This window comes from Thermoanaerobacterium sp. RBIITD (assembly GCF_900205865.1).
Taxonomy (GTDB): Bacteria; Bacillota; Thermoanaerobacteria; order Thermoanaerobacterales; family Thermoanaerobacteraceae; genus Thermoanaerobacterium.
This window is the reverse complement of sequence record NZ_LT906662.1, coordinates 2,908,676-2,934,424: the sequence shown is the minus strand read 5'-3', so window position 1 is coordinate 2,934,424 and position 25,749 is coordinate 2,908,676. Positions and strand designations below refer to the sequence as shown.

Below are 25,749 nucleotides of genomic sequence, written 5' to 3'. Positions count from 1 at the left end.
GCACTCCTTTCATAATCTATTTCTTGTATATAGCGTCAAAAGGACATTTATCCATACAAGAACCGCATTTTATACATTTATCATGATCAATAACATGTGGCTGTTTTACTTTACCTGAAATAGCATTTGCCGGACAATTTTTGGCACATATACCACATCCTCTACATTTTTCACTATTGATCACGAATCTCAATAGCGCCTGGCATACACCTGCTGGGCATCTCTTTTCTTTAATGTGTGCTTCATATTCATCTCTAAAATATTTTAGAGTTGAGAGAACCGGATTTGGGGCTGTTTGTCCAAGCCCACATAGTGATGATGCTTTAATAGAATTAGCTAAAGTTTCAAGCTTATCAATATCTCCTTCTTCACCTTTGCCAGATGTTATTTTATTTAAAAGTTCCAACATCCTCCTTGTTCCGATACGGCATGGAGCACATTTACCGCAGGATTCATCGACAGTAAATTCAAGGAAGAATTTTGCAATATCCACCATACAGTTGTCCTCATCCATTACAATAAGACCACCAGAGCCCATCATTGAACCAATACTTAAAAGTGAATCATAATCAATAGGTGTATCAAGATGTTCAACAGGTATACATCCCCCTGAAGGTCCACCAGTTTGTGCTGCCTTAAATTTCTTACCCTTTGGTATTCCGCCACCTATTTCAAAGATAATTTCACGCAATGTAGTACCCATCGGGACCTCAACGAGACCAGTATTATTTATCTTACCGCCAAGTGCAAAGACTTTTGTACCTTTGGATTTTTCTGTACCCAATTTTGAAAACCACTCAGAACCTTTTAATATAATTACAGGTATATTTGCAAATGTTTCAACATTATTTATAATGGTCGGCTTATTCCATACACCTTTTACAGCAGGGAATGGTGGCCTTGGCCTTGGTTCACCACGTTTGCCCATTACTGAATTTAAAAGTGCCGTTTCCTCTCCACAGACAAATGCACCGGCTCCTAATCTTATTTCTATATCAAAGTTAAAACCGGTATTAAAAATATTCTCACCTAAAAGTCCATATTCTCTTGCTTGATTTATTGCAATCTGCAGTCTTTTTACTGCCAGAGGATATTCAGCTCTTACATAAATGTAACCATGATTTGCACCAATTGCATAACCTGCTATTTCCATTGCTTCTAATACACTGTGTGGATCACCTTCAAGTACACTTCTGTCCATAAAAGCACCTGGGTCTCCTTCATCTGCATTACATACTACATATTTGGGTGTATCCTTCTGATTATAAGCAAATTCCCACTTAACTCCTGTTGGGAATCCACCGCCACCTCTACCCCTAAGTCCTGATTTTTTAACTTCATTTATTACCTCCTCAGGCGTCATTTCTGTTAAAACCTTTGCAAGAGCTTTATAGCCATCAAAAGCAATGGATTCATTTATATCTTCAGGATTAATTAAACCGCAGTTTCTTAATGCAACTCTTTGCTGTTTTTTGAAAAACTCAGTTTTTTCAAGTGGTTTTATACCTTCCTCTGTTACACTTTTACCATAAAGATATTTCTTTACAATCCTTCCCTTTAATAGATGTTCTTCAACTATTTCTGGCACATACTCTTCTTTTACTCTGCTGTAGAAAACGCCTTCAGGGTAAACAACAACTACAGGTCCAAGTTCACAAAGTCCAAAACAACCTGTCCTTACAACTTTGATTTCTTTATCTAACCCTTTATTAATTATTTCATCTTCAAAACATTTAGCAATTCTATCAGAGTTTGAAGAAGTACATCCTGTGCCACCACAAATCATAACATGTGATCTAAATAACATTTACACCCCTCCTCTATTCGTAGTTTTCTATAGTCCACTCTTTGATTGGATGTCCATTTATTACATGCTCTAAGACAATTTGTCTTGCCTTACTTTCATCAACCTTTACATAGGTCACTTTGTCCTTACCTGGTATATAAACATCGACAATTGGCTCTAATTTACACATACCAATACATCCGGTTTCGGCTACAACAACATCTGTAAAATTTCTTTTTCCAAGCTCATCGAGTATTGCCATAATTACAGACCTTGCACCTGCTGCAATACCACATGTAGCCATACCTACTGTCACTCTTATCCCGTTTCTATCTTTTCGAAGGTTTACCTTTTTCAATGTTTCTTTTCTAATCTTCTCTAATTCTTCGATTGACTTCATAGTTACACCTCCATAATCTTTTTCATATTATCTTTAAGATACTCTAATATCCAGTTTAGGACAGATATTTCAGTAATTTTAACATTTTTTAATATCTTTCTTATTTCTTTTGTATCAAATTTAAATGATTTTCCATCTACTTTAAATGTGTATACAATATCCACACTATTATCTGAAATGATTATGGATATTATTGTAGAAGGTAAATCGCCAAGCGGTACAAGGTCTATACTTGAAAGCTTAAATGTTGCTGTACAGCATGTACCAATACCTTTGGAAGACTTAATCACTACATTTCCACCGCACTGTTCTGCCAACTCTTTAAATAAAGGTAACCCTAAGCCAACTCTTCTTTCTTTCCTTGTAGTTGTAAAAGGGTCAAAAACTTTATTAAGAAAATCTTTGTCCATTCCACAGCCGTCATCGTTTATAACGATAGAAAGCAAATCTTTTTTGTGATCGATATTCATCTCTATTTCAATATTTTTTGCACCGGCATTTATACTATTTTGAGCTATGTCCAGAATGTAAAGTGCTAATTCTTTCATATTTACTCATATTTTTTAAGGATATCGTCGATATCATCAGGTGTTAATCTGCCAAACACTTCCCCATTTATCATCATTACTGGTGCCAAACCACATGCTCCAAGGCAACGTGTTGCTTCAAGGGAAAATTTACCGTCATTTGTTACATCTCCTACACTTATTCCAAGTTTTTCTTTTAATTTTTCAAGAACCATTGAAGAGCCTTTTACATAGCAAGCAGTCCCAAGGCATAAGCCTATTTTATACTTACCAGATGGTTTTAATGTAAATCTTGAATAAAATGTTGCAATGCCAAATATCTCTGTTAGAGGAACATTCATCTCTTCCGAAATAAATTGCTGTACTTCAATAGGTAAATACCCGAAAATCTCTTGTGCTTCATTCATTACAGCAATTAATGAGCCCTCTTTGTTTTTTAGCTCATCCATGATATTCTTGAATTTATTTATTTTTTCTTCTTCAAATTTCTCATAAATGGCCTTCATTAATATACCCTCCTTCTTGAATAAATTATAGACGTTTTCATATAATATAGATGAGTCAAATTTATTATATCATAAGTTTATTAATTTTTTAACAGGTATTAAAAAGTAAAATTTTTTTATTTTTTTGATAAATTTCTACTAATTCTATCGGCATTCGTCAATTAATTACACAACCAATTAACAATGTCTTTAATGTTTTTTAAATTCTATATAATTTTGTATTTCCGATATGTCACCTAAATGATGTGCATTTTAGCATTTGATGTAGTTTCACAGCTGCATCAAATGAGGATCCTTTGTATGATATTACAGGTATATTCTCTTGATCTGCCTTAACTTTTGCATTATCATCAAGTTTTTCTCCCTCTGAAATAACAATGCAGCTTATCTCTGTAAGCACCGCTACAGCTATTACATTTATATGTGTCTGGATTGTTATCCATGCACTACCACTCTTAACATGTGTCATCACAAAACTCAATAAATCACATACATATATGCCATTCACATCTTTATCGAGCCCACCTTTGCCGGCAACTAATGTAAAATCAGTATTTAAAATATCTTTTACTTTCAAGATTCTTCCTCCTTTTCACCACCGATTACAGGTGGTATTTTCACACCCTTTGCAAGTACTTTTATTCTGTCTTTTAATTTAAATATGCAATCGTACTCATTCGCGTATCTTTTACAATGTCTTCTGCAAGTGCCCTGCATCCAGGTAAGCCACATCTTTTTTTATTTTTTCTATTGTCAAAAATTACACAATATATATTCCTTATAGAAAATACACCATCTATCGATGTTTTTTAATTCCTATAGGATTTTTAACACTCATTACCTTTGCTGCACAAGGCTAGGTCCTCAAATAATTTGTCTTCATAACATTCTGCCTACAATATTTCTTTCACTTTAATAAGCTTCATATGACACTCCTCTATTTCAAAGAACTGATTAGACCATCGTAGCTTTTTATAGAATTTATTAAAGCCTTCTGAGTGATACTAAAAGCATTTCCATCCTGCAGTTGAACTGATGTCTTAAGGTCCTTTATATCACTTAAAATAAAATTATTTATAGATGTAATACCTGATGCTATTTTTTGTAAATTTCCTTTATCATTAAAATATTTTATATTCTTTATTGAATTTTTAATTGTACTTTCTAAAATATCTATATCTTTCACATCAACATTCCCCATAGCTGTTTTATATGATAGTATAGATAACTGTGATAAGTTTTCGTATAAACTATTTACATATTCTTTTGTTATTTCAACATCATGGGATGAATTTTTTTCATATGCTATTTCATACAGAGGACCTTTGTTTAATATTATAGTAGCCTTTACACCACTTATATTAAGCCTTTTATTGTAATCAATCGCATTTTGTTCATTTAGAAAATTGCCTACACTCAAAATATATTTATCACCGTTTAAATAAATATCTCCAAATAATCCTTTCATCATAAGCAAATTCAGATTATACTTAGCCTCATTCTCATCCTTATACTCGCCGAATTTTACCTGATAATAATTTAAAGTAGGTAAATCAAATGTATATTTCTCATACAGCGTATTGTTACTTATCTTTACTATATATGGCTTTATTAAAAATTGAGTTATCAAAAAACCTACTAATATCGATACAATTGGTATAATAAATACTGCTAAAATAATTTTCCTATTGTATCTTTCGTTTTTTTTCTCTTCTGCCCTTGTTCTCACTCTCATCACCCATGATATATATTCTACATAAATATTTAAATTCCTTTTATTTATAAAACAATTATTTTATAGGACTAATTTCCCATTTTTATTATATAAGAAGGAAAACTTAATATTATGTCGAAATATAATATGAAGGAGGTTTTTATGTTGGATTATGTTAATTCATTAATTGAAAGTAAGCTTAATGAGATAGAGTCTCGCCTTCCATTAAATATCAGTCTTACTAAAAAAGATAACACTTTTCAAGAGATGCTTAATAGTTTAATGGAAGAAAAGCCTATAAGCACATATGATGCTGATTATAAAAAGCCGCTTAATTCAACAAATTTACTACAAAATTTTAACATCAAAAATGATGGAAAAAATAATAGTGCATCAATAAATGATATTAAAAATTATATTTTAGATGCTTCAAAAAAATATGGAGTAAGCCCTAATCTAATCGACTCAGTTATAAAAGCAGAATCTGATTATGAACAATATACCGTATCAAAGACGGGTGCCATGGGTCTTATGCAATTAATGCCTTCGACTGCCGCCTATCTTGGAATTGATAACCCTTTTGATGCCAAAAAAAATATTGATGGGGGTACAAAATTATTAAGTGAATTAATTAGCAAATACAATAATGTTAAGTTAGCCTTAGCAGCTTATAATGCCGGAGAAGCTGCCGTTGATAAATATAACGGTATACCACCTTATAATGAAACCATAAATTATGTCAATAAGATATTAAAAGATTTAGAAAAATAAAGGGGTTAAGCACTTTACGTAGCGAACCCCTTTTTTCTATTTATATTTTGCATTTTTGTATCTCTGCTGTGAGCTTAGAATCTTTTTCCTTATCCTTATGCTTTTTGGTGTGACTTCTACTAACTCATCATTTGCAATAAATTCCAATGCCTCTTCAAGAGACATTTCTTTTACAGGTGAAAGTCTTAATGACTCATCAGCCGTTGCCGACCGTAAATTTGTTACATGCTTTTTCTTACATACATTTACATCTATATCTTCGCTCCTTGCATTTTCACCAACAACCATACCTTCATATACTTCTACACCAGGTCCGACAAAAAGTATTCCTCTTTCCTGTGCGTTGTAAAGGCCATATGTTGTAGTAGTTCCAGCCTCAAATGCTACAAGAGAACCCCTCGACCTTGTGGGAATGTCGCCTTTATATGGTTCATAATCATATATAATAGAAGTCATAATTCCATTACCCTTTGTATCTGTAAGAAATTCAGATCGGTATCCTATAAGTCCCCTTGTTGGAATCTTAAACTTAAGTCTTAATGTTCCGGGCTTTAATGTATGCATATCCATAAGTTCGCCTTTTCTTGAACCAAGCTTCTCCATAACAATGCCCATAAAGTCTTCCGGTATATCAATAGTTAAAAGTTCAATTGGCTCATGTTTTACGCCGTTAATTTCTTTTATAATTACCGTTGGCTTTGATACCTGTAATTCATAGCCCTCTCTTCGCATTGTTTCAATCAATATAGATAGATGTAATTCACCACGCCCAGATACCTTAAATGCTTCCGTTGTTTCTGTTTCTTCAACCCTTAATGCTACATTTGTTTCAAGCTCTCTAAATAGTCTATCCCTAAGATGCCTTGATGTAACAAATTTTCCTTCTCTACCTGCAAATGGACTTGTATTAACACCAAATGTCATAGAAATTGTCGGCTCCTCTATTTGTACAAAATCAACAGGCTCTGGATTTTCCGGATCTGCTATTGTCTCACCTATTTCTATATCGCTTATTCCTGATACAGCGACAATATCTCCTAATACGGCATTGTCTACCTGAATTCTTTTTAGTCCTTCATATTGATATAAATTGCTCAGCTTAACATTTTGTACAGATCCGTCTCTTTTGCATATTCCAACCGTTTCACCTGATACAATTTTACCTCTTACAACTTTGCCTATGGCGATTCTTCCAATGTAAACATCATAATCAAGAGTCGTAACGATGAGCTGTAATGGGCCATCAATATCACCTTGCGGTGCGGGTATCTCCTTTAATATAGTTTCAAAGAGTGGACGTAAATCACTTGATTCATCCTTTAAATTTAACTTAGCAATGCCCTCTCTGGCTGATGCAAAAACAACAGGGAAATCTATTTGATTATCATCGGCACCAAGCTCTATAAATAGATCAAGAACCTCATCGATTACCTCTTCTGGTCTTGCATCTGGCCTATCAATCTTATTTATTACAACAATCGGCTTTAAATTGAGTTCAAGTGCTTTACTTAATACGAATCTCGTCTGCGGCATAGGTCCTTCAAATGCATCAACAAGGAGCAATACTCCGTCAACCATCTTAAGTACACGCTCTACTTCGCCGCCAAAATCTGCATGTCCCGGTGTATCAACAATATTTATCTTTACACCTTTGTATCTAATGGCAGTATTCTTAGAAAGTATGGTAATTCCTCTTTCTCTCTCTAATTCATTTGAGTCCATTACCCTTTCCTCTATTTTTTCATTCTGTCTAAATATACCGCTCTGTTTTAACATACCATCGACTAAAGTCGTTTTACCATGGTCTACGTGAGCAATAATTGCTATATTTCTTATATCATCTCTAATAAAACCCATTAGGTTATCTCCTTCCATAAAAAAACACTTTGTATACAACATATAATAATATATTAATACTATTAAATAGTCAATAATAACTCAATATCGTGGTTTTAAATATACACATAAAAAAAGGAATACTATAAAGTATCCCTCTGATTTTGTTTGTTATTTTACAACTCTTCTAGCTGTTGCATAATGTTCATTATAGTATCCACTGCTTAATGAACTTATCATAACCTTGCCTGCTCCTGATGAAGCATGTATAAATTGCCCATTTCCAATATATATACCGGCATGATTTATTGATTTACTGCCGAGAGTTTTAAAAAAAACTAAATCACCAGGTACAAGACTGCTGCGGTCAATACTGGTACCAACCGTTGCTTGGCTATCAGCCGTTCTTGGAAGATCTATACCAATACTGCTAAAAACATACTTTGTAAAACCTGAACAATCAAAACCTACTGACGGGGATTCACCACCGTATACATATCTTGTTCCAAGATACTTTTTCCCAAAATCAATCATTCTTGCAACAGTACTTCTATCGACACTTCCTCTTGAAGTATTATCACTTGATAATCTCAATGATAAATATTTACCAAATATCCATCCTTCGTTGCCATTTGCAAGTCTTATATGGTACCAACCATTATCTTGGCCGAGTACTGTAACCATGTCATTCCAATTTAATTGTGTCACTACTTTAGATGATAAGTTATTACCTGTCCTTATGTTTACGCTGTTGCCTGTAACCATTCCAGTTCCAAGCCCTTCTGCATATGCATGTGTAAATATAGAGCTTCCAACAACAGTCATACCAAAAACGGATACTCCAAATACTATTTTACCCAATGTTTTATTCATAGCTAATCTCCTTCCATTATTTGCCTCCGGAGTTAGTTGACGGGTGCGGGACAAGAAGGCATCCCTACTGCAATAGCAGATTAACCCCATATATGAAAAATCCTCCGTACCTTTTAGGATTCGGCAAGATTGCTAATATGTACAAACTTCTTATATTTTAACAAAGATTATTACAAAAGTCAAGGTTTTCAAAACAATTTTTTAATATTTTTTTTATTATTCTTTAATATATTTTATAAAAATTTAATAATTTTGTTACTTATGTAATGATTTAAGAAAAATTTTATGAAAATAGGACTTCAATGTAGTATAATTTATTTATTAACGTATGAAGGGAGATCAATATGAATCAATTTGTCATAGGTGAAAAAATCTTAACAAGTGTCTTCATAATTTTTTTAGGATATATAGTTAAAAGAATGAAAATCTTACCAACAACGACAGGTAGTGTTTTAAACAAATTTATAATATACATAACATTGCCCGCAAGCATAGCGAAGGTTTTTATTGATACTCATATAAATACTAATTTATTTATACTACCATTTTTAGGATTTTCTTTAGGCTTTATTACATTTGTAATTGGTTATTTATTTTTTAAGAAATGTAATGTAGAAAAACATACTAAAGGTTCTCTTATCGTCTCATTATGTGGTTATAATATAGGACTTTTTGCATTTCCATTTATTCTACAGATTTATGGAAACAATGGATTAATGCACATTGCTATGTTTGATATGGGTAATTCGTTTATTGTCTTTGGTCTTGCTTACATAGTCGCGTACATATTTTCAAAAGATGATGTAATTGATAAGAAAAAAATCCTTAAAAAGATATTATATTTTTTCCCATTTGATATTTATATATTGTCCGTTATACTTAATTTAACTGGAGTTAAATTTCCAAATCTTATAACAAATATAATATATCAGATTTCACTTCCAAATAGCACATTAGCATTATTTGTAATAGGCTATTTCCTTGATTTTAAACTAAATAAAGATGAGATTATATCCCTATTTAAAGGCTTAGTTATAAAATACCTTCCTGGAATAATATTGTTTATAGGATTACCAATTTTCTTTGATACATCATCGATGGTAATCAAAGCAATTATGCTTGGCTCCATAATGCCAACACCACTTATAGCAGTTATATATTCAGATGAAAGAAATTTAAATGTAAAGCTTGCATCAATATTTATTACGTCAACTACTATAGTAAGTATAATCTTTATGTCTTTAATAATGCTAAAATGGTTATAGTTTTATAATAATAAAAATAAGCCTTGAAAGGCTTATTATGTAATCAATTTTAATTTGGTGCGGGAGATGGGACTTGAACCCATACGAGATAATTCTCACATGCCCCTCAAACATGCCTGTCTGCCTATTCCAGCACTCCCGCTTGCATTAAGTATTGTATCATCAAGATGCTAACTTGTCAATATTCGCAAAAGTGTTAATTAATTCTATCACAGAATCGACATCCACGCAAACGTACGCGTCTGCCTATTCCGCCACCCCCGCGTAACTAACTTTTTATCGCTAACACATTAGACATTATATAATGTTTTTTGCTTCGTGTCAATACTCTTTTATCATTTCTATCATTTTATAATAATATCATTTTAAAAATATATTCAGACAAGGTACCTGTCCCCTCATCTGACTACATTATTTTTTTGAGTTTTTTATTTTCTATTCTTCCTGGTATTCTGCCTCTTTTCGCTATTGGCTTTCCTTCAACTTCCTTTATATCCATTGTCATATCAATCGGCTGTGCATCAGATATATAACTTCCTACACCAAATGCGTCTGCGCCACTTTCTGATAATTCTTTTATTCTTTCAGGTGTTAGGCCACCGGATACAATAATCTTAACCTTATCATAACCTTTTTGATTAAGTCTTTGTCTTAATTCATAGACAAGATTTGGTGTAACACCACCTCTTTCAGATGGTGTATCAAGTCTAACACCATACAGTCTATCGCCAAGGAGATCAGCCACTCTTAAAGACTCCTCAATCTCATCTTTAAAAGTATCCACAAGCACGGTAATCTTTTCATCGCTTGGAGAAATTTCACTATATGCTTTTGCTATTGGTAATGTATCACCAGCTATTAGAAATGCTGCGTGTGGCACAGTGCCCTTCGGTTCCCTTCCTTTTAATTTTGCACCAAGAATACAGCTTGCATCGTCTGCGCCGCCTACAAGTGCTGCTCTTTCCATAACAGGTGCGACTGCAGGATGTACATGTCTTGCTCCAAAACATAATACTGGTTTATCTGGCACAGCATCTTTTAAATCTCTAGCTGCTGTAGCCCATCCACACGAACTTGCGAGAATACCTAGTATGACTGTTTCATATGTACCGAATTCATTGTATGGGCCTATTATCCTCATTACGGTTTCTTTAGGTTCAAAAGTATCACCTTCGTCGAGTGACCATACTTCAATATTTTTATCTTTCAAAAGATTTTTAACTTCGGGTAGCCCTGCAAATACACCCTTTTTTCTTGCAAAAATTTCTGCTGTTACTATTTTACCATCGATTCCAAGATGCATTAAGATGTCCTGTGTTCTTAAAAAATACACATCCGTTGTTGCACCATTTTTAATTTCTTCGTGGGTAGCTGAAAAGAATTCTCTATCATTGCTTATCTTAACTTCTTTTAAATCTTCAAGATGTTTTATAGTTTTCATTGGTGTCCTCCCTCTCTATATTCTAAATATCTTTAGCAATATTGTTGTAATGCCAAGTGCTATCATAGGCCCAATAGGCGCACCTCTAAAGAAACTCACACCTATAACTGTGCCAAGCAAAACCCCCACGACACCGTTTGTATCAATTTTCATGGTATCAAGGCCTATAGATGCAAGAATAGCAACTATTATGCCAGCAGCAATCGTTATTATACCTTCTATACTTTTTGTAGCATTCACAAAATCATTTAAAGACACTTTATTCAATGCAAGTGGTGATAGAGCTCCCATCGTTAATACTATTATACCAAGATTTATACCATTTTTCGATATATATTGATTAATTATTTCAAGATTAAGTAATTTTATTGTCAAAAGCAAAGCAATGGCTGCTGCAACACTATTATTTTTACCAATAATGCTGAAAAGAAGCATAACAACAAGCAGTATAACCCCGAAGTCCATAAATATCATTCCTCTCTCCTTATACAAATATTTGTAAATACTTTAAATTATTCTACGTGATTAAACTTATTTTTTATTATATAAATTCTGATATATCCTATAATTTTTTATGACCTTCTTAATATATTTATCTGTTTCAGGAAATGGTACATTTTTAAGATTACTTCCATTTTCAGAATATCTTTTATCTTTAAGCCAGTTTAAAACATTTCCGCTGCCACCATTATATGCTGCAACAGCCAAAGTGACATTATTGTTAAATTGTTTTAAGAGATATTTTAAGTACCATGTCCCAATATTTATGTTGTAATCGGGGTTAAAAAGCATGTCTTTATTGTATCCTTTTATGCCTATATTCTCGGCTACCCATCCGCCTGTTTCTGGTATTACCTGCATAAGGCCTATGGCCTCTTTATGCGATACAATACGTGGATTAAAATTGCTCTCGGCCTTAATCATTGCAAAAATTAAATTAGGGTCAACATTGTATTGTTTAGAATAAAAATATACTTGTTCGCTATATTTCCGTGGATACATTTGCTTCAAAAACCAATTTGTTTTTACAAGATATGCTGTTAATAGTGTAACAATTATTGCAAATATTAGTAAGAATTTTTTTAATATCAATATAATACCTCCAGATGTTTTAGTTTGCAAATCGTCCCCATAATAGGTCAACTTGCTTTTTTATCGCATTGAAGTCCTTACAATTATTTATGATAAAATCGGCATACTTCATTTTGTCTTCGATCGACATTTGGCTTTTTATACGGTTTAATGCATCAATATATTTAAGCTTATCCCTCTCCATAAGCCTTCTAATCTGTGTTTTTCTATCAACCACAACTAACCAGACTTCATCAACCATATTAAATAATTTCATCTCAATTAACAACGCTGCATCAAGAATAATTGCTTTTTCTTTGCCATTTTTTCTTTCTCTTTCTATTATATCTTTTATCCTTTTAATTATTTCAGGGTGTGTTATTGCATTTAGTTCTTTAAGTTTTTTATTATCTGCAAATACTAAATTACCAAGTTTCTTTCGGTCAATTTCCCCATTTTCCTTTAGTATTTCTTTCCCATATTTGCTTACTAATTTATTATATACCTTGCTTCCCTTTAACATTATCTCCCTTGATACAATATCAGCATCAATGATAAATGCACCAAGGTCCCTTAGTATTCCAGAGACAGTGCTCTTGCCGGATGCAATACCTCCAGTTAATCCAATAACCTCCATAATAACATCTCCTGCCTTATATAGAATAATGAAAGTGTCATTTTAACACTTTCATTTTGCATCATACCAATTCATACCTTGTCCTATCTCTACAATCAAAGGAACTTTTAATTTTATAACATTTTCCATACTATTTTTTAGTATATCTTTAACAATTAAAACTTCATCCGGATATGTATCGACTATAAGCTCATCATGTATCTGAAGTATTAATTTTGACTTTAAATTTCTCTTCTTCATCTCATTATATACAATGACCATAGACATTTTTATAATATCTGCAGCACTTCCCTGTATGGGAGTATTCATAGCCATCCGTTCACCAAATGACCTTTGATTAAAATTTCTTGAATTTATCTCTGGTATATATCTTCTCCTATTCATAATAGTAGTTACATATCCATTTTTTTTAGCAAATTTTACTATTGATTCAATATAGTTTTTTACACCTTTATATCTGTCAAAATAATTGTCTATATACTCTTTTGCTTCTCTACGAGATATCTTTAAATCCCTTGAAAGCCCATAGTCACTTATGCCATACACTATACCGAAATTTACAGCTTTTGCATGTCTTCTCATTTCACTTGTCACATTTTCCGGCGCTACTTTAAATACTTCAGACGCTGTTCTTATATGAATATCCTCATTATTTAAAAAAGATTCTATTAGTTTATCGTCATTTGAAATATGCGCAAGAACACGTAATTCTATTTGAGAATAATCCGCAGATACAATATACCCATCTTGGAAACTCGATATAAAAGCACGCCTTATACGTCTACCAAATTCATCCCTTACAGGTATATTTTGTAAATTCGGCTCTGTTGAGCTAATTCTACCAGTTGCCGCAACCGTCTGTTTAAAAGTAGAATGGACTTTATTCATATCATCCATCAGAGGCAAAAAACCATCTATATATGTAGATTTTAACTTTACAAGCTGCCTATATTCGATTATTTCCCCTACTATTTCATTATATGGCGTAAGTTCCATCAGAACCTCAATATCTGTCGAGTAGCCCGTCTTTGTTTTCTTTATTGCAGGCAGATTAAGCTTGTCAAACAAAAATTCTGCCAATTGCTTTGTTGAATTGATATTAAATTCATATCCTGCAGTTTCATAGATATCTTTAATTATTTTGTCGGTTTTTTCTTCTATTTCTTTCGATAATTCGCTTAATACATTTTTATCCAATGTAAATCCATATACTTCCATAGATTTCAAAACTTCTATTAGTGGAAATTCTACGTTATTAAGAAGGTCTTCCATTTCCATTTCTTTTATAAATGATAATAGCTTTTCTTTTAATTTTTCTAACAATGATGCACAACGGCACAAATAGTCGATTAGAAGTTTTTTGTCTATATCCTCATAATGTTTTTTGCTCTTGCCCTTCCCTACAATTTCATCGATATTTGGAACATCTTCTTTTAGATATTTTTTTAGTACTCGATTAATATCATAACTTGATTCTGATGGATTTAAAAGGTATGTCATTATGGCAGTATCGTAGTATCTGCATTTTAAATCTATGTCGTGGTATGAAAGACACACCAAGAAATTCTTTATATCGTGACATATCAGTGTCAAGTTTCCGTTATCTAACATCTTAAATACATCATAATCATCGATATCTATAAAAAATACCTCATCATCACTTGCAAAAGATATAGCCTTTATTTCCCCATCATATATAAATGGATTGATAGATATAGTTGTTTTGTTATTCAAAAATTCTTTAAGATAATTATTGTCTTTCTGCGGCCATTCTTTTACAGTATCAGTATAATTATTATGATCATCTTTTTTTATAATTTCAATTAGACTTGAAAATTCCAACTTTTCAAATAGCTCTTTAAGTTTATCAATATTGTAATCTATCTTACGATAATCATCAAAATTAATATCAAGCGGTATATTTCTTTCAATAGTAGCAAGCTTCTTGCTTAATACGGCCAATTCAATATTTTTTTCTATGTTTTCCTTTACTTTCCCTTTTAATTTATCTGTATTCATCAAAAGATTTTCAATAGAACCAAATTCTTTAATGAGTTTAATTGCTGTTTTTTCTCCGATATTTGGTACGCCAGGAATATTATCAGACTTGTCCCCCATTAAGCCCTTTAAATCGATAAATTGTTCTGGTGTAACCTCATACTTTTCCATTACGTCTTTATCAGTATATTCTTCCATCTGTGTTATTCCTTTTTTGCAAATCTTAACTTTGACACTACCTGATGCAAGTTGCAATGCATCCCTATCACCGGTGACAATAAGAACAGATAAATTATTTTCTTCGGCAAGTTTTGAGACTGTCCCTATTATATCATCTGCTTCAAAGCCTTCCATCTCTAATGTCTTTATATTAAAGGCATCAATTACTTCTTTTAATATATCGACCTGCTCAATCAACTCTTCGGGCATTGATTGCCTTGTCCCTTTATATGCACTGTATTCCTTATGCCTAAATGTAGGTGCTTTTTTATCAAATGCAACAGCAATATAATCCGGTTTTTCCTCATCTAGCAATTTTATAAGCATCATAGAAAAACCATATATCGCGTTTGTATGTAATCCCTCGCTGTTCATAAGGTCAGGTAACGCATAATACGCTCTATACATTAAACTATTTCCATCGATAATCAAAAATTTTGACATAAACTCAACTCCTAAAAAACTTCTTGTATTTTAATATACCGCAAAAAAAAGAAGATGTAAATTGCTCATCCTCATTTTTTGAACAATTTATATCCTCTATACAATAGATATCCAATTAATCCATACGGCAATATATAAATTATGATTATAAATATATCTTTTATAACTTTAAAGAATGTATCTATACTTGTTATTAATGCCTGTATCAAGTCATTTAAAAAGCCTTTACCTATTGTAAAACTTTTATTATCTACTGCTTTGAAAGTGACAAATGTAAGATTTATTGTGCTCATACTTGTCATATTGTCCCAAACCTTAATCTGGGTTTTATATGAGTCAATCTGTGTTCTCACATTATTTAACTCACTTTCCACTTGTAATATTTCAGAAACGGTATTTGCTTTTTTCATTATTTCTTGCAATCTCTGTTCCTGTATTTCGAGATTTTTTATCCTTGATTCAATATCATAATATTGCTCAGTAATATCATTGCTACCGACTCTTATAGCCTTAACACTACCTAAGGCTTTTATATTTGCAATGACATTTTCAAAATCATTAGCAGGTATCTTTAAAATAATATTTATTATCTTTTTATTGTCGCTTGTATCACTTTCGCTTGAATTCTCGACATATCCTTTATATTGATCAGCAAGGCTCAATATTTTGTTGAAACATTTTTCTCCATTGTCTGTTTCAATTGATATTGTAGCATCCTTTGTAATTTTTCTCTCATAACTAGGATTAAAACCTCGATTTATATCAGATTTTGCAGATTGTGAGGATTTGCTTTCACCTGTCGCTAAACCCTTATTCACCGATTGATCTAAAGAATGCGTACTTATTCTATCGTTATTTTTAATTACGTTGCCAAAGAGTTTATATGCAAATGTTAATATAAAAAGAACTGATATAATCACCGTAGCAGTTTTTAGCCACTTCATATTGTCAAAGCCAAACTTTCCCTTAAATTTTTGTAATTTTCGCTTTACATTTAATCTGCTCTCAGTTTTAACTAAATTTTCATGTAGTTTAGCGCTGAAATCTTCGGGCAATGTAACAGGAGGCATTTCACTTAATATTTCTTTTATCGATGATATTATGTTGTAATCCTTTTTGCAATCTTCACATGTATTAATGTGCTCTTTTACATCTCTTCTATTTTTTTCATCTAATTCATCATCAACATATTGATTTATTAATTCTTTAACTTCATTGCAATACATTATATAGGCCTCCTTTCCTCTATATAATTTAAAAACTCTGGCACATGTTTTAAATTTTCTTTCAATATATTTCTCGCTCTTGATATCCTAGATTTTACCGTTCCGAGGCTTGCTTTTGTAATTTTTGAAATTTCACTATAAGAAAGACCTTCAATGTCCCTAAGTATTAAGGCTATTTTATAGTCATTTTGTAATTTATTTAGTTCATCTAAAATTATTTCTCTTGTAATTCTTTCGTCAACGATATCCTCCGGTGTCCTTAAATCACTTATTTCATTCAATTGTTCCTCAACACCTTTTTTCTTTCTTATAAAATCGAGGGATACATTGACAGCAATCTTATATAACCACGTTTTGAATTCACTGTTTCCTTTGAATTTATTAAGATTTATATATGCTTTTATCAATGTTTCTTGTGTAAGGTCCAAGGCATCTTCTTTTAAACCTACAATTCTAAATATAATGTTGTATATATAATTCTGGTAATTACTTATAACGGTTTCAAATGCATTAATATCACCATTCTTTGCAAGATTTAGGAGCTCATTTGCATTCAAACATAAAACCTCCCCTCAATAACATTTGACGGAAAATATCAAAAGAAGTTCCCAAAATGTTTATAATTTAATTTTATCAAAATTGAAATAAAAAGTACATAAAAATTAAGCGCTTCAGCGCTTAATATATATTCTTCTCCCTGCAGAATCTACAACCACATTAAGACCATAGATGTTCATTAAATCTCTTTGACTAAAGAAGGATTTACCATAATATATTTTATAAGGAACTGTCTTACCATCAATGAGTACTCCTTTGCTAGGATCCCACTCTACTTTTCTCCCAGTAACATTGCAAAATTCTTTAATAGGTATTAGTATCTCTCTATTTTGATAATCTGCATAATCAGAGGAATATAAAAATTTCCCCTCATATGTAAAAATATTGCCTGCCATTTTTATCGTTTCTGTTCCTTCATCTACATTAAACTTTAAGCCGGTTATATTCGTTATATCATTTATATTTATGTACTTTTTACTATTTTTGTCTAATAAACTGATGTCCTTAAGATTTTGATCGTCAAGACCTATAAACCCTTTTGCATCATCAACATTCACATAAAGTGTCCCATTATCAGATTTATAAATGTCATTACTTACAAGGCCATGATTATCTATAATTTTATATCCTTCTGAAAATACCAACGGGTCACTTATATTTATATTCTTATAAAGTTTTTGTACAGTTTCTTCACTTATTTTTATACCATTATCATTTAAAGCCTTTACTATTGCCCATTTTGTATTTACACCTTTTTTATAAAAATCAGGGTATACAAATAATGCTTTACCACCTGTCGGTGAATATCTTGTAAACATAGTCTGATATACTACATTTACAGCATCACCATAATTAACCATATTGTAAAGTTCCTCCACGTCCGCTTCATACATTCTTATACATCCAGATGATGCAAGAGTACCAATTGATGATGGCACATTGTTACCATGTATACCATAATCACTATAAAACCCCATCCATCTGTATCCAAGTGGATTATATGGGCCCGAAGGAACACTTCTCCCACCCCATGGCGGATACCACACGGGATTCACCTGTTTATTTATAATTCTATAAGTTCCTAAGGGTGATGTGGATACTATTTTTCCTACTGCGATTGGATAAAGTTTTGCCATATTGGGCGATACAAAATATATTGTCCGTGTTGGAATATTTATTGTTATAGTGCTCGCATAGCTATATCCAATATTTATTGTAAGAAAAATAAAAGAGAAAATTACAGCTAAAACTCCATTAATTTTTAAATGCAATAATAGCACCTCCTTTCACAAATTTTATCAAGATTATAAAAGCGTAAAACAATAATTCTACGCTTTCACATTACTTTATCTATGATAAAATCTGTGAAAATATGATTCATATTTTACTTTCTATGTCAGTTATTAATTTCTTTGAATCAGCTGTTGAAAATATGATTGTATCTGCGTACTTTTCAAAAAATGTAAAATAATATATTTTAACAGGTTTATTCAAGTTTATTTTAAGTAAGTTATTTTTTGAAATAATCATAAAGCATTTATTTTCTTTAATATGTATTCCTTTTTTGTAATTATCTTTATTTTTTATAACTTCAACTGATCTAATATTTTCATATTTTATACGTGTAAAGCCCAATATTCCAAGTGATATGACGAGATAATCCTCTAATAGCATATTTTGAGATATGGTCAAGGAAAATAAAACGGCAGACAATATTATTAGCAAAAAAATATATAAAAGCCACCATAAAATAGATAATTCAATATTAAATCCTTTATTATTTAAATCAATGAATATATATATAAATAAAAATGCTATAGAAAGAAAAAGTAATAATGTTACAGTGTATAAAAAAATTCTGCTAAATTTATTAAAAATATAATACTTCATTTCAGTCCTCCTTAAATGAACTTGATAGATGAAATTTTACATCATCCTTAATTTATTTTCAAGAAAAAAGATGATAAATCACTATCACATTAAAATAAAAAATAAAGCTCCTTTCTATACGTATTTAGTAATAAATCAATGTATGTTTATAATTTCATATGCGAAATAAAAAATAATTAATCAGTCAATAATAAAAATAGTATTTATGGAGGTGTGTTTATATTGGAAAAAGACAATTTAACTGTCAATGAACTTGTTTTAATTGGTGTAGGCGGAATACTTGGTGCGGGTTTTTTTCTTGCCAGCGGCCTTGCAATACATACAGCTGGTCCTATAGTTTTATTAGATTATGCGGTTTCTGCTTTTATAATGTCAGAGGTTTTTTGCGCTTTAACGGAAATGATCGTAGCGAACCCTGTTGATGGTTCATTTAGAGTCTATGCAGAAGAAGCCCTCGGCGACATAGGTGGTTTCTTAAGCGGTTGGATTTATTGGACTGCAGGTGTATTTATCATGTCAAGCGAGGTAACTGCTTCAGCAATATTCACAAGGTTCTGGTTCCCAAGAGTACCTTTATGGATATTTGCGCTTTTATATTCTTTAATGGTATTAGGTATTAATGCATTAGGTACAAAAAATTTTGGCACCGTCGAATCATGGTTTTCAACAATAAAAATATCAGCATTGTTTATCATTACTATAGTTGGCATTTTAACTCTAATGGGTCTATTTGGTAGAACTAAGGAGATTGGTTTACATAATTATTTCTCTCATGGCGGTATTGCGCCAAATGGAATAAAAGGATTTTTTGGTGCACTCTTAATGTCACTTATACCTTTTGGTGGCGTTGAAGTAACAGCTATGACCGCATCAAAAACAAAAAAGCCCCAGAAATATGTACCAATTGCAAGAAAATACATAGTGCTATTTCTAACAGTTTTATACCTTCTATCAATCGGTGTTCTGTTGGGGGTAATCCCATGGTATAAAGTATCTACTAAGGTAAGTCCTTTTATTAAACTGCTTTCATTTACAAAAATACCTTATATAGATTCTATAATGAATTTCGTTATACTGACAGCAGCATTAACTACAATGAATGGGGCAATGTACGGTGTATCGCAAGTTATGTATTCTCTCGGCAAAGGTAGATTTGCCCCTACATTTCTAAGTAAACTTACCAAGCGGGATGTTCCAATATATGCGCTATTATTTAGCAGTATAGGTTTATTGATTGCAGTTATATTATCCTATATCCTTCCGAAAGATGTCTACGAATATATAACAAGCGCAACAGGTTTTGTGCAATTTTTCAATTGGATAATAATATTATATACATTTATCAGATATAGGCCAATGCTTAAAAAGAAAAATCCTTCATATTTTGAATGTCAAAAATCCGGATTTCCAATTAGGCCATGGTTAACAATAGTCTTAATATCAATTGTGCTTCTCTCAACGTTGATTGTTCCTAAACAGGCTATAGGTCTTTTAGGCGGTGTATTGCTTTTATGCATTATCTTAGTCTTATTCTTTATCGCAAATAAATTTGATCTATTTGATAAATGGTAATAGAAAAATCGGGCAAATGCCCGATTTATGCTTCTTCAGCATAATATCCAATTTTATTTATAATTTTTTTAATATCTTTTTTTGTAATTACATTCGGATTGTAATCTACTTTCATTTTACCAGTAGTAAAATTCAAGTCAACATCTTCAATTCCCTTTTGGCTTTTTAAGAGGATTTCTATTTTAGATGCACAACTTGGACAACTCATACCTTCAACATTAAATTTTGACTGCAAGATTATCATCCTTTCAGTATAGTTACATGTGTAAATCCTGTTTCACATATGTTATTTTGTCCAAACAATAACAAAAATAATTAGTAAACATATACTGGAATTATAAAAGTTATAATGGTTAAAATAAATAAAAAAAGTGGAGTTGACCATTATGCCTTTTACAATGGATTATATCAAGATGCCTGATGGGGCACTTCTCGCCATGAGAAAATGGGAAAAGTCAAACAATTTTGATAAAATCATTCTTGCCTTACATGGACTCGGTGTTGACGGCAAGGGTTATGGCATACTCAGCGATGGATTAACCGGCAAAAACCTCATTATTTCTGTCGATTTAAGAGGACATGGAGATTCTGATGGAATACCAGGCGATATTCCAAAATACTGGCAGTACATAGATGATATAAACTACGTTATAAAAAATATTCGTCATAATTACAATAACATTCCATTATACCTATTGGGTGAAAGTATAGGGAGCATCTGTGCTTTAAATTGCTCTATTAACAAATCAAATAATGTAAATGGGCTCATTTTATTAGCACCGGCTCTTAAAACATATATTAAACCGCGTATAGATGATTTAATAGATTTATTTAAATCATATTTTTTCAATAGTAATTTAAACATTGATTCACGGTATTATAAAAACCAGCTTAAAGCAAAGGATGATTTTTGCATTAATTGCATAACACCTAAATTCATTTTGAATTTATGGGCAATGATTACACGTGCCTATTATGTTTCATTTAGATACATCAAAACACCGATTCTTATATTACAGGGAAAAAAAGATAACATAGTTAAACTTGATGCAGTTATAAACTTCTACAAAAAAATAAGGTACAATGACAAAGAAATTGATATATTAGAAAATGGTACACATAGCCTTTTAGCAAATACAGTGACACAAAAAGAATCTATAATCTATATCGACAAATGGATGAAAAAACACTGATTTTAACATACAAAAGATTAATATAATTTAATTATATTGATCTTTTATATTTCTACATCTATTGCCAATTTTTAATAGTATTCTACAAAAAAGTAACAAAAACGTAACATAAATTTAATAATTTTTAATAATTTAAGTGATATAATTAATTTACCGGGGTGATAAATCATGATAACAGATAAGTCAAAAAAACTGAAGTCTGTCATAGCTCTAATTTTTCTTGTAATAATTTCAATACTGATAGGATTCGGCCTTTTCTATAGTAAAAATTTATTTGCAAGTAAACATGTTTCTACAAATTATCCTAAATTTAATAAAATTGCAGCCGCAGCTAAAGTGAAAAAGCCAATTGAAAAAGGTAATAAAGCAATAATAACAGCTAATACCGATGCAAAAAGTCCGATTGGACAAAATACAAAAAGTACAAGTCAAGATGCACCCATAACAACGGCGAATACAACATATATCGACAGCAATACATTATCACTGGTCGATAGAAGTGACAGAGATGAATTTTTTAATAGTCCAATGCCTTTTAATAATAACGTATTTAGTTTAAATAGAAAAGCCGGGAAGATAGTTGCACTTACGTTCGACGATGGACCATCAAAAGAATTTACTAAAAAATACGTAGACATATTAAAAAACTTAAATGTTAAAGCAACTTTTTTCGTAGTAGGAAGAATGGCCGAAAAAAATCCAGATTTACTTAAATATATTGTTGACAATGGGGAGGAAATAGGTCTTCATTCATACAGCCACTCATATATGCCTAAGATGACACCCCAGCAGATGGTTGACGAACTTTATAAAACACAAGCAATTGTTGTCAATGCAACAGGAATAAAACCTAATTTATTTAGACCACCATATGGTGCATTTAATAATACTCTTTTAAAAATATCAAATGCATTAGGACTTCACGTTGTGTTGTGGAGCGTTGATCCAGATGATTGGAAAAGGCCTGGAACATTGAATATAGTAAACAGAATCGTTTCAAAAGCAGGCCCTGGTTCCGTTATCCTTATGCATGAGGGTAAACCGGAGACTTTTGCAGCATTGCCACAAATAATTGAAAAACTTAAATCTGAAGGATATGGTTTTGCAACAATATCAGATCTTATGAATGGGGGAAATACTCAGTAAAAAAGCACAGGTTACCCTGTGACTTTTTATTTATAGACTTTTTACATCTTCTTTAATATAATTGCAAGTCCTATAACTATAAGAACTATAGGCCAAAAAATATGGAACCCCATCCATGGAACAAATATTTTTAGTAAAAACAATATACCAAGTCCTATCAATATCCAGCCAAAGATTTCGCTGTTGCTTTTTCTATTTGAAATATTAGGTCTCTCACCATCTTGTGGTACATCCTCCGGTTTAAATTCAGGATTTTTAATTTGATAAGGATTTTCCGGTATGATTACCCATGCTATAATATAAAACAATAAACCTGTTCCACCCATTAACGCAGCTAAAACCCATATAAGCCTGATTATAGTTACATCAACATCAAAATACTCCGCAATACCACCACAAACACCACCTAACACAGCTTGCGTTTTTGAACGGTATAATCTTTTATCCATTTTAATTCCTCCTATTCATTAATATCAATGCTACCATGATTATTTGTTATATTTACTTCATATTTACCTGATCCAACTCTACCTACAGCACTTGATTCAGTTGAATTCTTTTTATATGATACAGGAAAATCTGTAGTAATAGTTCCAAACTTCGTACTCAAATCAATACTTAAATCCTTCGGAAGACCTCTTACTGATATACTACCAAATTCGTTTATAACATTTAATGAACCATCGATTATATCCGTTATATCGATATTTCCAAATTTATTTTTGACTCTTGCCCCATTAGTACTATTTATATTAATTGAGCCAAATTCATTGCTGACATCCGCAAAACCCTTTATATCTCTTACATCAATTTCACCGTATTTATTTGTAACGGTGGTGTCACCATTTAGATTTTTTAAATCAATATTTCCAAATTGATTGTTGATATTTGTTTTTCCATTGTAATCATGAGCTTCTACAAGGCCGAATCCATTATTAACGGTAATTTTTTTGTTTTGGGGGATTTTTATATCGTAGTCAATTATTACACCGTTATTATCTCGATTTCTCTTTATAAAGTTATCCTTATATTTTTTATCAAATAGATTTGTATCAACATTATAGAAGCTTCTATCGATATTATCGCTTAAATAAGCAGTGTTACCGTCAATATTTAAAATAATTGAATTATCATTTATGTCATTTCTTCCCCCTTTATAACGTATTGTTGCCTCAACTATCATTTTATTGCCATCAGTTCCTGTAAATTTAACACTGCCCATTTTATTTTTTATATCTACGCTATCTATCCCATCTGATACATCTATTTCTTTATTTACAATTTTTGTTTCTCTCGGTCCTACAAAGTCAACTAAATTTCCAAATGAAACACCTCCTAATCTAAATATACTATTCCCAAACGGTGAAAAATAGAAAAACGCCATTGAAATCACCATTACAATTATCGTAAAGAGTACAAGACCAATGTTTATCCCATTATTTTCTTCACCATATATGGTCTTTGAAAATATTATTTCAATACCGAGAAGTATTAGAAATAATGGGCCAATAATATCATAGTATATTGATGGTATTTCTACTTTAAAGTTTTTTAGTAAGAGCAAAACACCAAGCAATATTATCGATATTGAACATGATAAAACACCTGCTTTTTTTTTCATAATTTTTACCTCCTTCACTTTTCATAGATTTAGACGGATAAAAAACAATAATCACTTCAATTCACAATGAAAATTTTATAACGTATTATGTTAAAGATAGAATGATTTTATGGAGGTCTTGTTATGGACAATAAATGGTATTATGATGAGGCGCCTGGTACCCTCGATGATTTAAATGCACATGTACATGACATTACAACACTAATTCCATTTTGGTATGGTGTAAAATCTGACGGAACACTTGTGGATATGTCATCTGAGCAGGTTAAAAATATTGCTTTACAAAATGGTCTTCCTATATATGCGATAATTCACAATTATTCAGACCCTAAAAAAGCACAGCTTATACATGGTCTTTTATCAAATGTATCTTTAAGAAACACTTTAATTAACAGCATAACAAATATAGCTGTCAGCAATAATTTTCCCGGTATAAATATAGACTTCGAGTTTGTTCCTCCTGAAGATAGAAATAATTTAAATGCATTTATGCATGGGCTATATCAATCACTTAAAAATGCAGGAAAAATCGTGACAATTTCATTACCTGCCGAGCTTAAGGATAATCCACAGCATCCCTTTTCAGGTGCATTTCAATATTCTGTCATAGGGCAATATATAGATCAAGCTTACATCTTAGCATATGATGAACATTTTTCACAGCCGGGACCTGTCGCATCAATAGGATTTGTAAGAAACGTCTTAAATTATGCCGTATCTTCAATACCAGCAAATAAAATATGGCTTGGAATTGCTGTATATGGCTACGATTGGGCGGAAGGTGTTAATTATCCAAGGACATTATCATATGCACAAGCAATTGAAGTGGCTAAAAACCTCGGTGCAACTATAACATACGATGAAATAGCACAAGAATCAACATATACTTATACGATAGATGGTACAAAGCACACAGTATGGTTCGAAGATGCGCGAAGTTTTGCAGCTAAAATATCATTATTAGGTCAATATGGTTTACCAGGAATAGCCGTATGGAGGCTCGGTCAGGAGGATCCTGATGTTTGGAATATTATTAGGGGAAGATAAAACTTCCT

The 25,749-nt window shown here is 31.7% G+C and carries 26 protein-coding genes, 1 tRNA gene, 1 pseudogene and 1 riboswitch; of the genes and pseudogenes, 6 read left to right on the top strand and 22 right to left on the bottom strand.

Annotated features, from left to right (window positions below; all coding sequences use genetic code 11):
* Window positions 1–16: 16 nt before the first annotated feature.
* From nuoF to CPG45_RS14150, 7 genes and pseudogenes are all read right to left on the bottom strand, one after another.
* Entirely contained in the window at window positions 17–1,807 is a 1,791-nt protein-coding gene (gene nuoF, locus CPG45_RS14180) for an NADH-quinone oxidoreductase subunit NuoF (protein WP_096232567.1), read from the bottom strand.
* A 13-nt stretch (window positions 1,808–1,820) separates the two neighbouring features.
* On the bottom strand, window positions 1,821–2,186 hold the full coding sequence (locus CPG45_RS14175; RefSeq protein WP_096232565.1) for a (2Fe-2S) ferredoxin domain-containing protein: 366 nt from the start codon (window positions 2,184–2,186) through the stop codon (window positions 1,821–1,823).
* Between the two features lie 2 nt (window positions 2,187–2,188).
* A complete protein-coding gene (locus CPG45_RS14170; protein ID WP_096232563.1) occupies window positions 2,189–2,734 on the bottom strand; it encodes an ATP-binding protein in 546 nt (181 codons plus the stop codon).
* Between the two features lie 2 nt (window positions 2,735–2,736).
* The gene (locus CPG45_RS14165) at window positions 2,737–3,219 is read right to left on the bottom strand and encodes an NADH-quinone oxidoreductase subunit NuoE family protein (RefSeq protein WP_096232561.1); all 483 of its coding nucleotides are present in this window, start codon (window positions 3,217–3,219) and stop codon (window positions 2,737–2,739) included.
* Between the two features lie 232 nt (window positions 3,220–3,451).
* The gene (locus CPG45_RS14160; protein WP_096232559.1) at window positions 3,452–3,796 is read right to left on the bottom strand and encodes a DRTGG domain-containing protein; all 345 of its coding nucleotides are present in this window, start codon (window positions 3,794–3,796) and stop codon (window positions 3,452–3,454) included.
* Window positions 3,793–3,950: pseudogene (locus CPG45_RS18325) on the bottom strand ((Fe-S)-binding protein); the annotation flags it as partial. The gene CPG45_RS14160 and the pseudogene CPG45_RS18325, both read right to left, overlap by 4 nt.
* Before the next feature lie 206 nt (window positions 3,951–4,156).
* Window positions 4,157–4,948: a sporulation protein gene (locus CPG45_RS14150; RefSeq protein ID WP_096232557.1), complete on the bottom strand. Its 792-nt coding sequence runs from the start codon at window positions 4,946–4,948 to the stop codon at window positions 4,157–4,159.
* A 147-nt stretch (window positions 4,949–5,095) separates the two neighbouring features.
* Between CPG45_RS14150 and CPG45_RS14145 the strand changes: the two genes are divergently transcribed.
* Window positions 5,096–5,704, top strand: a complete 609-nt coding sequence (locus CPG45_RS14145) for a lytic transglycosylase domain-containing protein (RefSeq protein ID WP_172856585.1) — start codon at window positions 5,096–5,098, stop codon at window positions 5,702–5,704.
* A 36-nt stretch (window positions 5,705–5,740) separates the two neighbouring features.
* On the opposite strand, the gene typA is transcribed toward CPG45_RS14145, so the two are convergent.
* Window positions 5,741–7,561, bottom strand: coding sequence for a translational GTPase TypA (gene typA / locus CPG45_RS14140; RefSeq protein ID WP_096232555.1), 1,821 nt, complete (start codon window positions 7,559–7,561; stop codon window positions 5,741–5,743).
* 150 nt (window positions 7,562–7,711) lie between these two features.
* The gene (locus CPG45_RS14135; RefSeq protein WP_096232553.1) at window positions 7,712–8,413 is read right to left on the bottom strand and encodes a C40 family peptidase; all 702 of its coding nucleotides are present in this window, start codon (window positions 8,411–8,413) and stop codon (window positions 7,712–7,714) included.
* Window positions 8,414–8,418: 5 nt separating this feature from the next.
* Window positions 8,419–8,549, bottom strand: a riboswitch (cyclic di-AMP (ydaO/yuaA leader).
* Window positions 8,550–8,757: 208 nt separating this feature from the next.
* Between CPG45_RS14135 and CPG45_RS14130 the strand changes: the two genes are divergently transcribed.
* Entirely contained in the window at window positions 8,758–9,678 is a 921-nt protein-coding gene (locus CPG45_RS14130) for an AEC family transporter (RefSeq protein ID WP_096232551.1), read from the top strand.
* Window positions 9,679–9,733: 55 nt separating this feature from the next.
* Here CPG45_RS14130 and CPG45_RS14125 read toward each other — a convergent pair.
* The 10 genes from CPG45_RS14125 to CPG45_RS14080 form a co-directional block, all read right to left on the bottom strand.
* Window positions 9,734–9,820: transfer RNA gene (locus tag CPG45_RS14125), tRNA-Leu, on the bottom strand.
* 264 nt (window positions 9,821–10,084) lie between these two features.
* Window positions 10,085–11,119: a nicotinate phosphoribosyltransferase gene (locus CPG45_RS14120; protein ID WP_096232549.1), complete on the bottom strand. Its 1,035-nt coding sequence runs from the start codon at window positions 11,117–11,119 to the stop codon at window positions 10,085–10,087.
* Between the two features lie 15 nt (window positions 11,120–11,134).
* The gene (locus CPG45_RS14115) at window positions 11,135–11,593 is read right to left on the bottom strand and encodes a DUF441 domain-containing protein (protein ID WP_231968808.1); all 459 of its coding nucleotides are present in this window, start codon (window positions 11,591–11,593) and stop codon (window positions 11,135–11,137) included.
* A 57-nt stretch (window positions 11,594–11,650) separates the two neighbouring features.
* A complete protein-coding gene (locus CPG45_RS14110) occupies window positions 11,651–12,208 on the bottom strand; it encodes a lytic transglycosylase domain-containing protein (RefSeq protein ID WP_502695826.1) in 558 nt (185 codons plus the stop codon).
* A gap of 22 nt (window positions 12,209–12,230) precedes the next feature.
* Window positions 12,231–12,827 carry a dephospho-CoA kinase gene (gene coaE, locus CPG45_RS14105; RefSeq protein WP_096232543.1) on the bottom strand — a complete coding sequence of 199 codons (597 nt, stop codon included), beginning with the start codon at window positions 12,825–12,827 and terminating at the stop codon, window positions 12,231–12,233.
* Window positions 12,828–12,878: 51 nt separating this feature from the next.
* The gene (polA, locus tag CPG45_RS14100; protein ID WP_096232541.1) at window positions 12,879–15,488 is read right to left on the bottom strand and encodes a DNA polymerase I; all 2,610 of its coding nucleotides are present in this window, start codon (window positions 15,486–15,488) and stop codon (window positions 12,879–12,881) included.
* A gap of 71 nt (window positions 15,489–15,559) precedes the next feature.
* On the bottom strand, window positions 15,560–16,714 hold the full coding sequence (locus tag CPG45_RS14095) for a DUF4349 domain-containing protein (protein ID WP_096232539.1): 1,155 nt from the start codon (window positions 16,712–16,714) through the stop codon (window positions 15,560–15,562).
* On the bottom strand, window positions 16,714–17,271 hold the full coding sequence (locus CPG45_RS14090) for an RNA polymerase sigma factor (RefSeq protein WP_096232537.1): 558 nt from the start codon (window positions 17,269–17,271) through the stop codon (window positions 16,714–16,716). Before CPG45_RS14090 ends, CPG45_RS14095 begins: the two co-directional genes overlap by 1 nt.
* Window positions 17,272–17,385: 114 nt before the next feature.
* Window positions 17,386–18,543 carry a L,D-transpeptidase family protein gene (locus tag CPG45_RS14085; RefSeq protein WP_096232535.1) on the bottom strand — a complete coding sequence of 386 codons (1,158 nt, stop codon included), beginning with the start codon at window positions 18,541–18,543 and terminating at the stop codon, window positions 17,386–17,388.
* 106 nt (window positions 18,544–18,649) lie between these two features.
* Window positions 18,650–19,162, bottom strand: coding sequence for a hypothetical protein (locus CPG45_RS14080; RefSeq protein ID WP_096232533.1), 513 nt, complete (start codon window positions 19,160–19,162; stop codon window positions 18,650–18,652).
* Between the two features lie 222 nt (window positions 19,163–19,384).
* Here CPG45_RS14080 and CPG45_RS14075 point away from each other — a divergent pair, with 222 nt between their 5' ends.
* Complete coding sequence (locus CPG45_RS14075) at window positions 19,385–20,734, top strand: amino acid permease (protein ID WP_096232531.1); 1,350 nt, start codon at window positions 19,385–19,387, stop codon at window positions 20,732–20,734.
* Between the two features lie 25 nt (window positions 20,735–20,759).
* Here the strand turns inward: CPG45_RS14075 and CPG45_RS14070 are convergent, their stop codons facing one another.
* Window positions 20,760–20,969 (bottom strand): cation transporter, encoded by a 210-nt coding sequence (locus CPG45_RS14070; RefSeq protein ID WP_157732423.1) that lies wholly within the window; start codon window positions 20,967–20,969, stop codon window positions 20,760–20,762.
* A 151-nt stretch (window positions 20,970–21,120) separates the two neighbouring features.
* On the opposite strand from CPG45_RS14070, the gene CPG45_RS14065 reads away from it, so the two are divergent.
* Complete coding sequence (locus CPG45_RS14065) at window positions 21,121–21,927, top strand: alpha/beta fold hydrolase (RefSeq protein WP_096232527.1); 807 nt, start codon at window positions 21,121–21,123, stop codon at window positions 21,925–21,927.
* 168 nt (window positions 21,928–22,095) lie between these two features.
* Window positions 22,096–23,073, top strand: coding sequence for a polysaccharide deacetylase family protein (locus tag CPG45_RS14060; RefSeq protein ID WP_096232525.1), 978 nt, complete (start codon window positions 22,096–22,098; stop codon window positions 23,071–23,073).
* 41 nt (window positions 23,074–23,114) lie between these two features.
* On the opposite strand, the gene CPG45_RS14055 is transcribed toward CPG45_RS14060, so the two are convergent.
* Window positions 23,115–23,522 (bottom strand): PspC domain-containing protein, encoded by a 408-nt coding sequence (locus CPG45_RS14055; protein WP_096232523.1) that lies wholly within the window; start codon window positions 23,520–23,522, stop codon window positions 23,115–23,117.
* Window positions 23,523–23,533: 11 nt separating this feature from the next.
* A complete protein-coding gene (locus CPG45_RS14050) occupies window positions 23,534–24,694 on the bottom strand; it encodes a DUF4097 family beta strand repeat-containing protein (protein WP_096232521.1) in 1,161 nt (386 codons plus the stop codon).
* Window positions 24,695–24,817: 123 nt separating this feature from the next.
* Between CPG45_RS14050 and CPG45_RS14045 the strand changes: the two genes are divergently transcribed.
* Complete coding sequence (locus CPG45_RS14045) at window positions 24,818–25,741, top strand: glycosyl hydrolase family 18 protein (protein ID WP_096232519.1); 924 nt, start codon at window positions 24,818–24,820, stop codon at window positions 25,739–25,741.
* Window positions 25,742–25,749 lie beyond the last annotated feature (8 nt).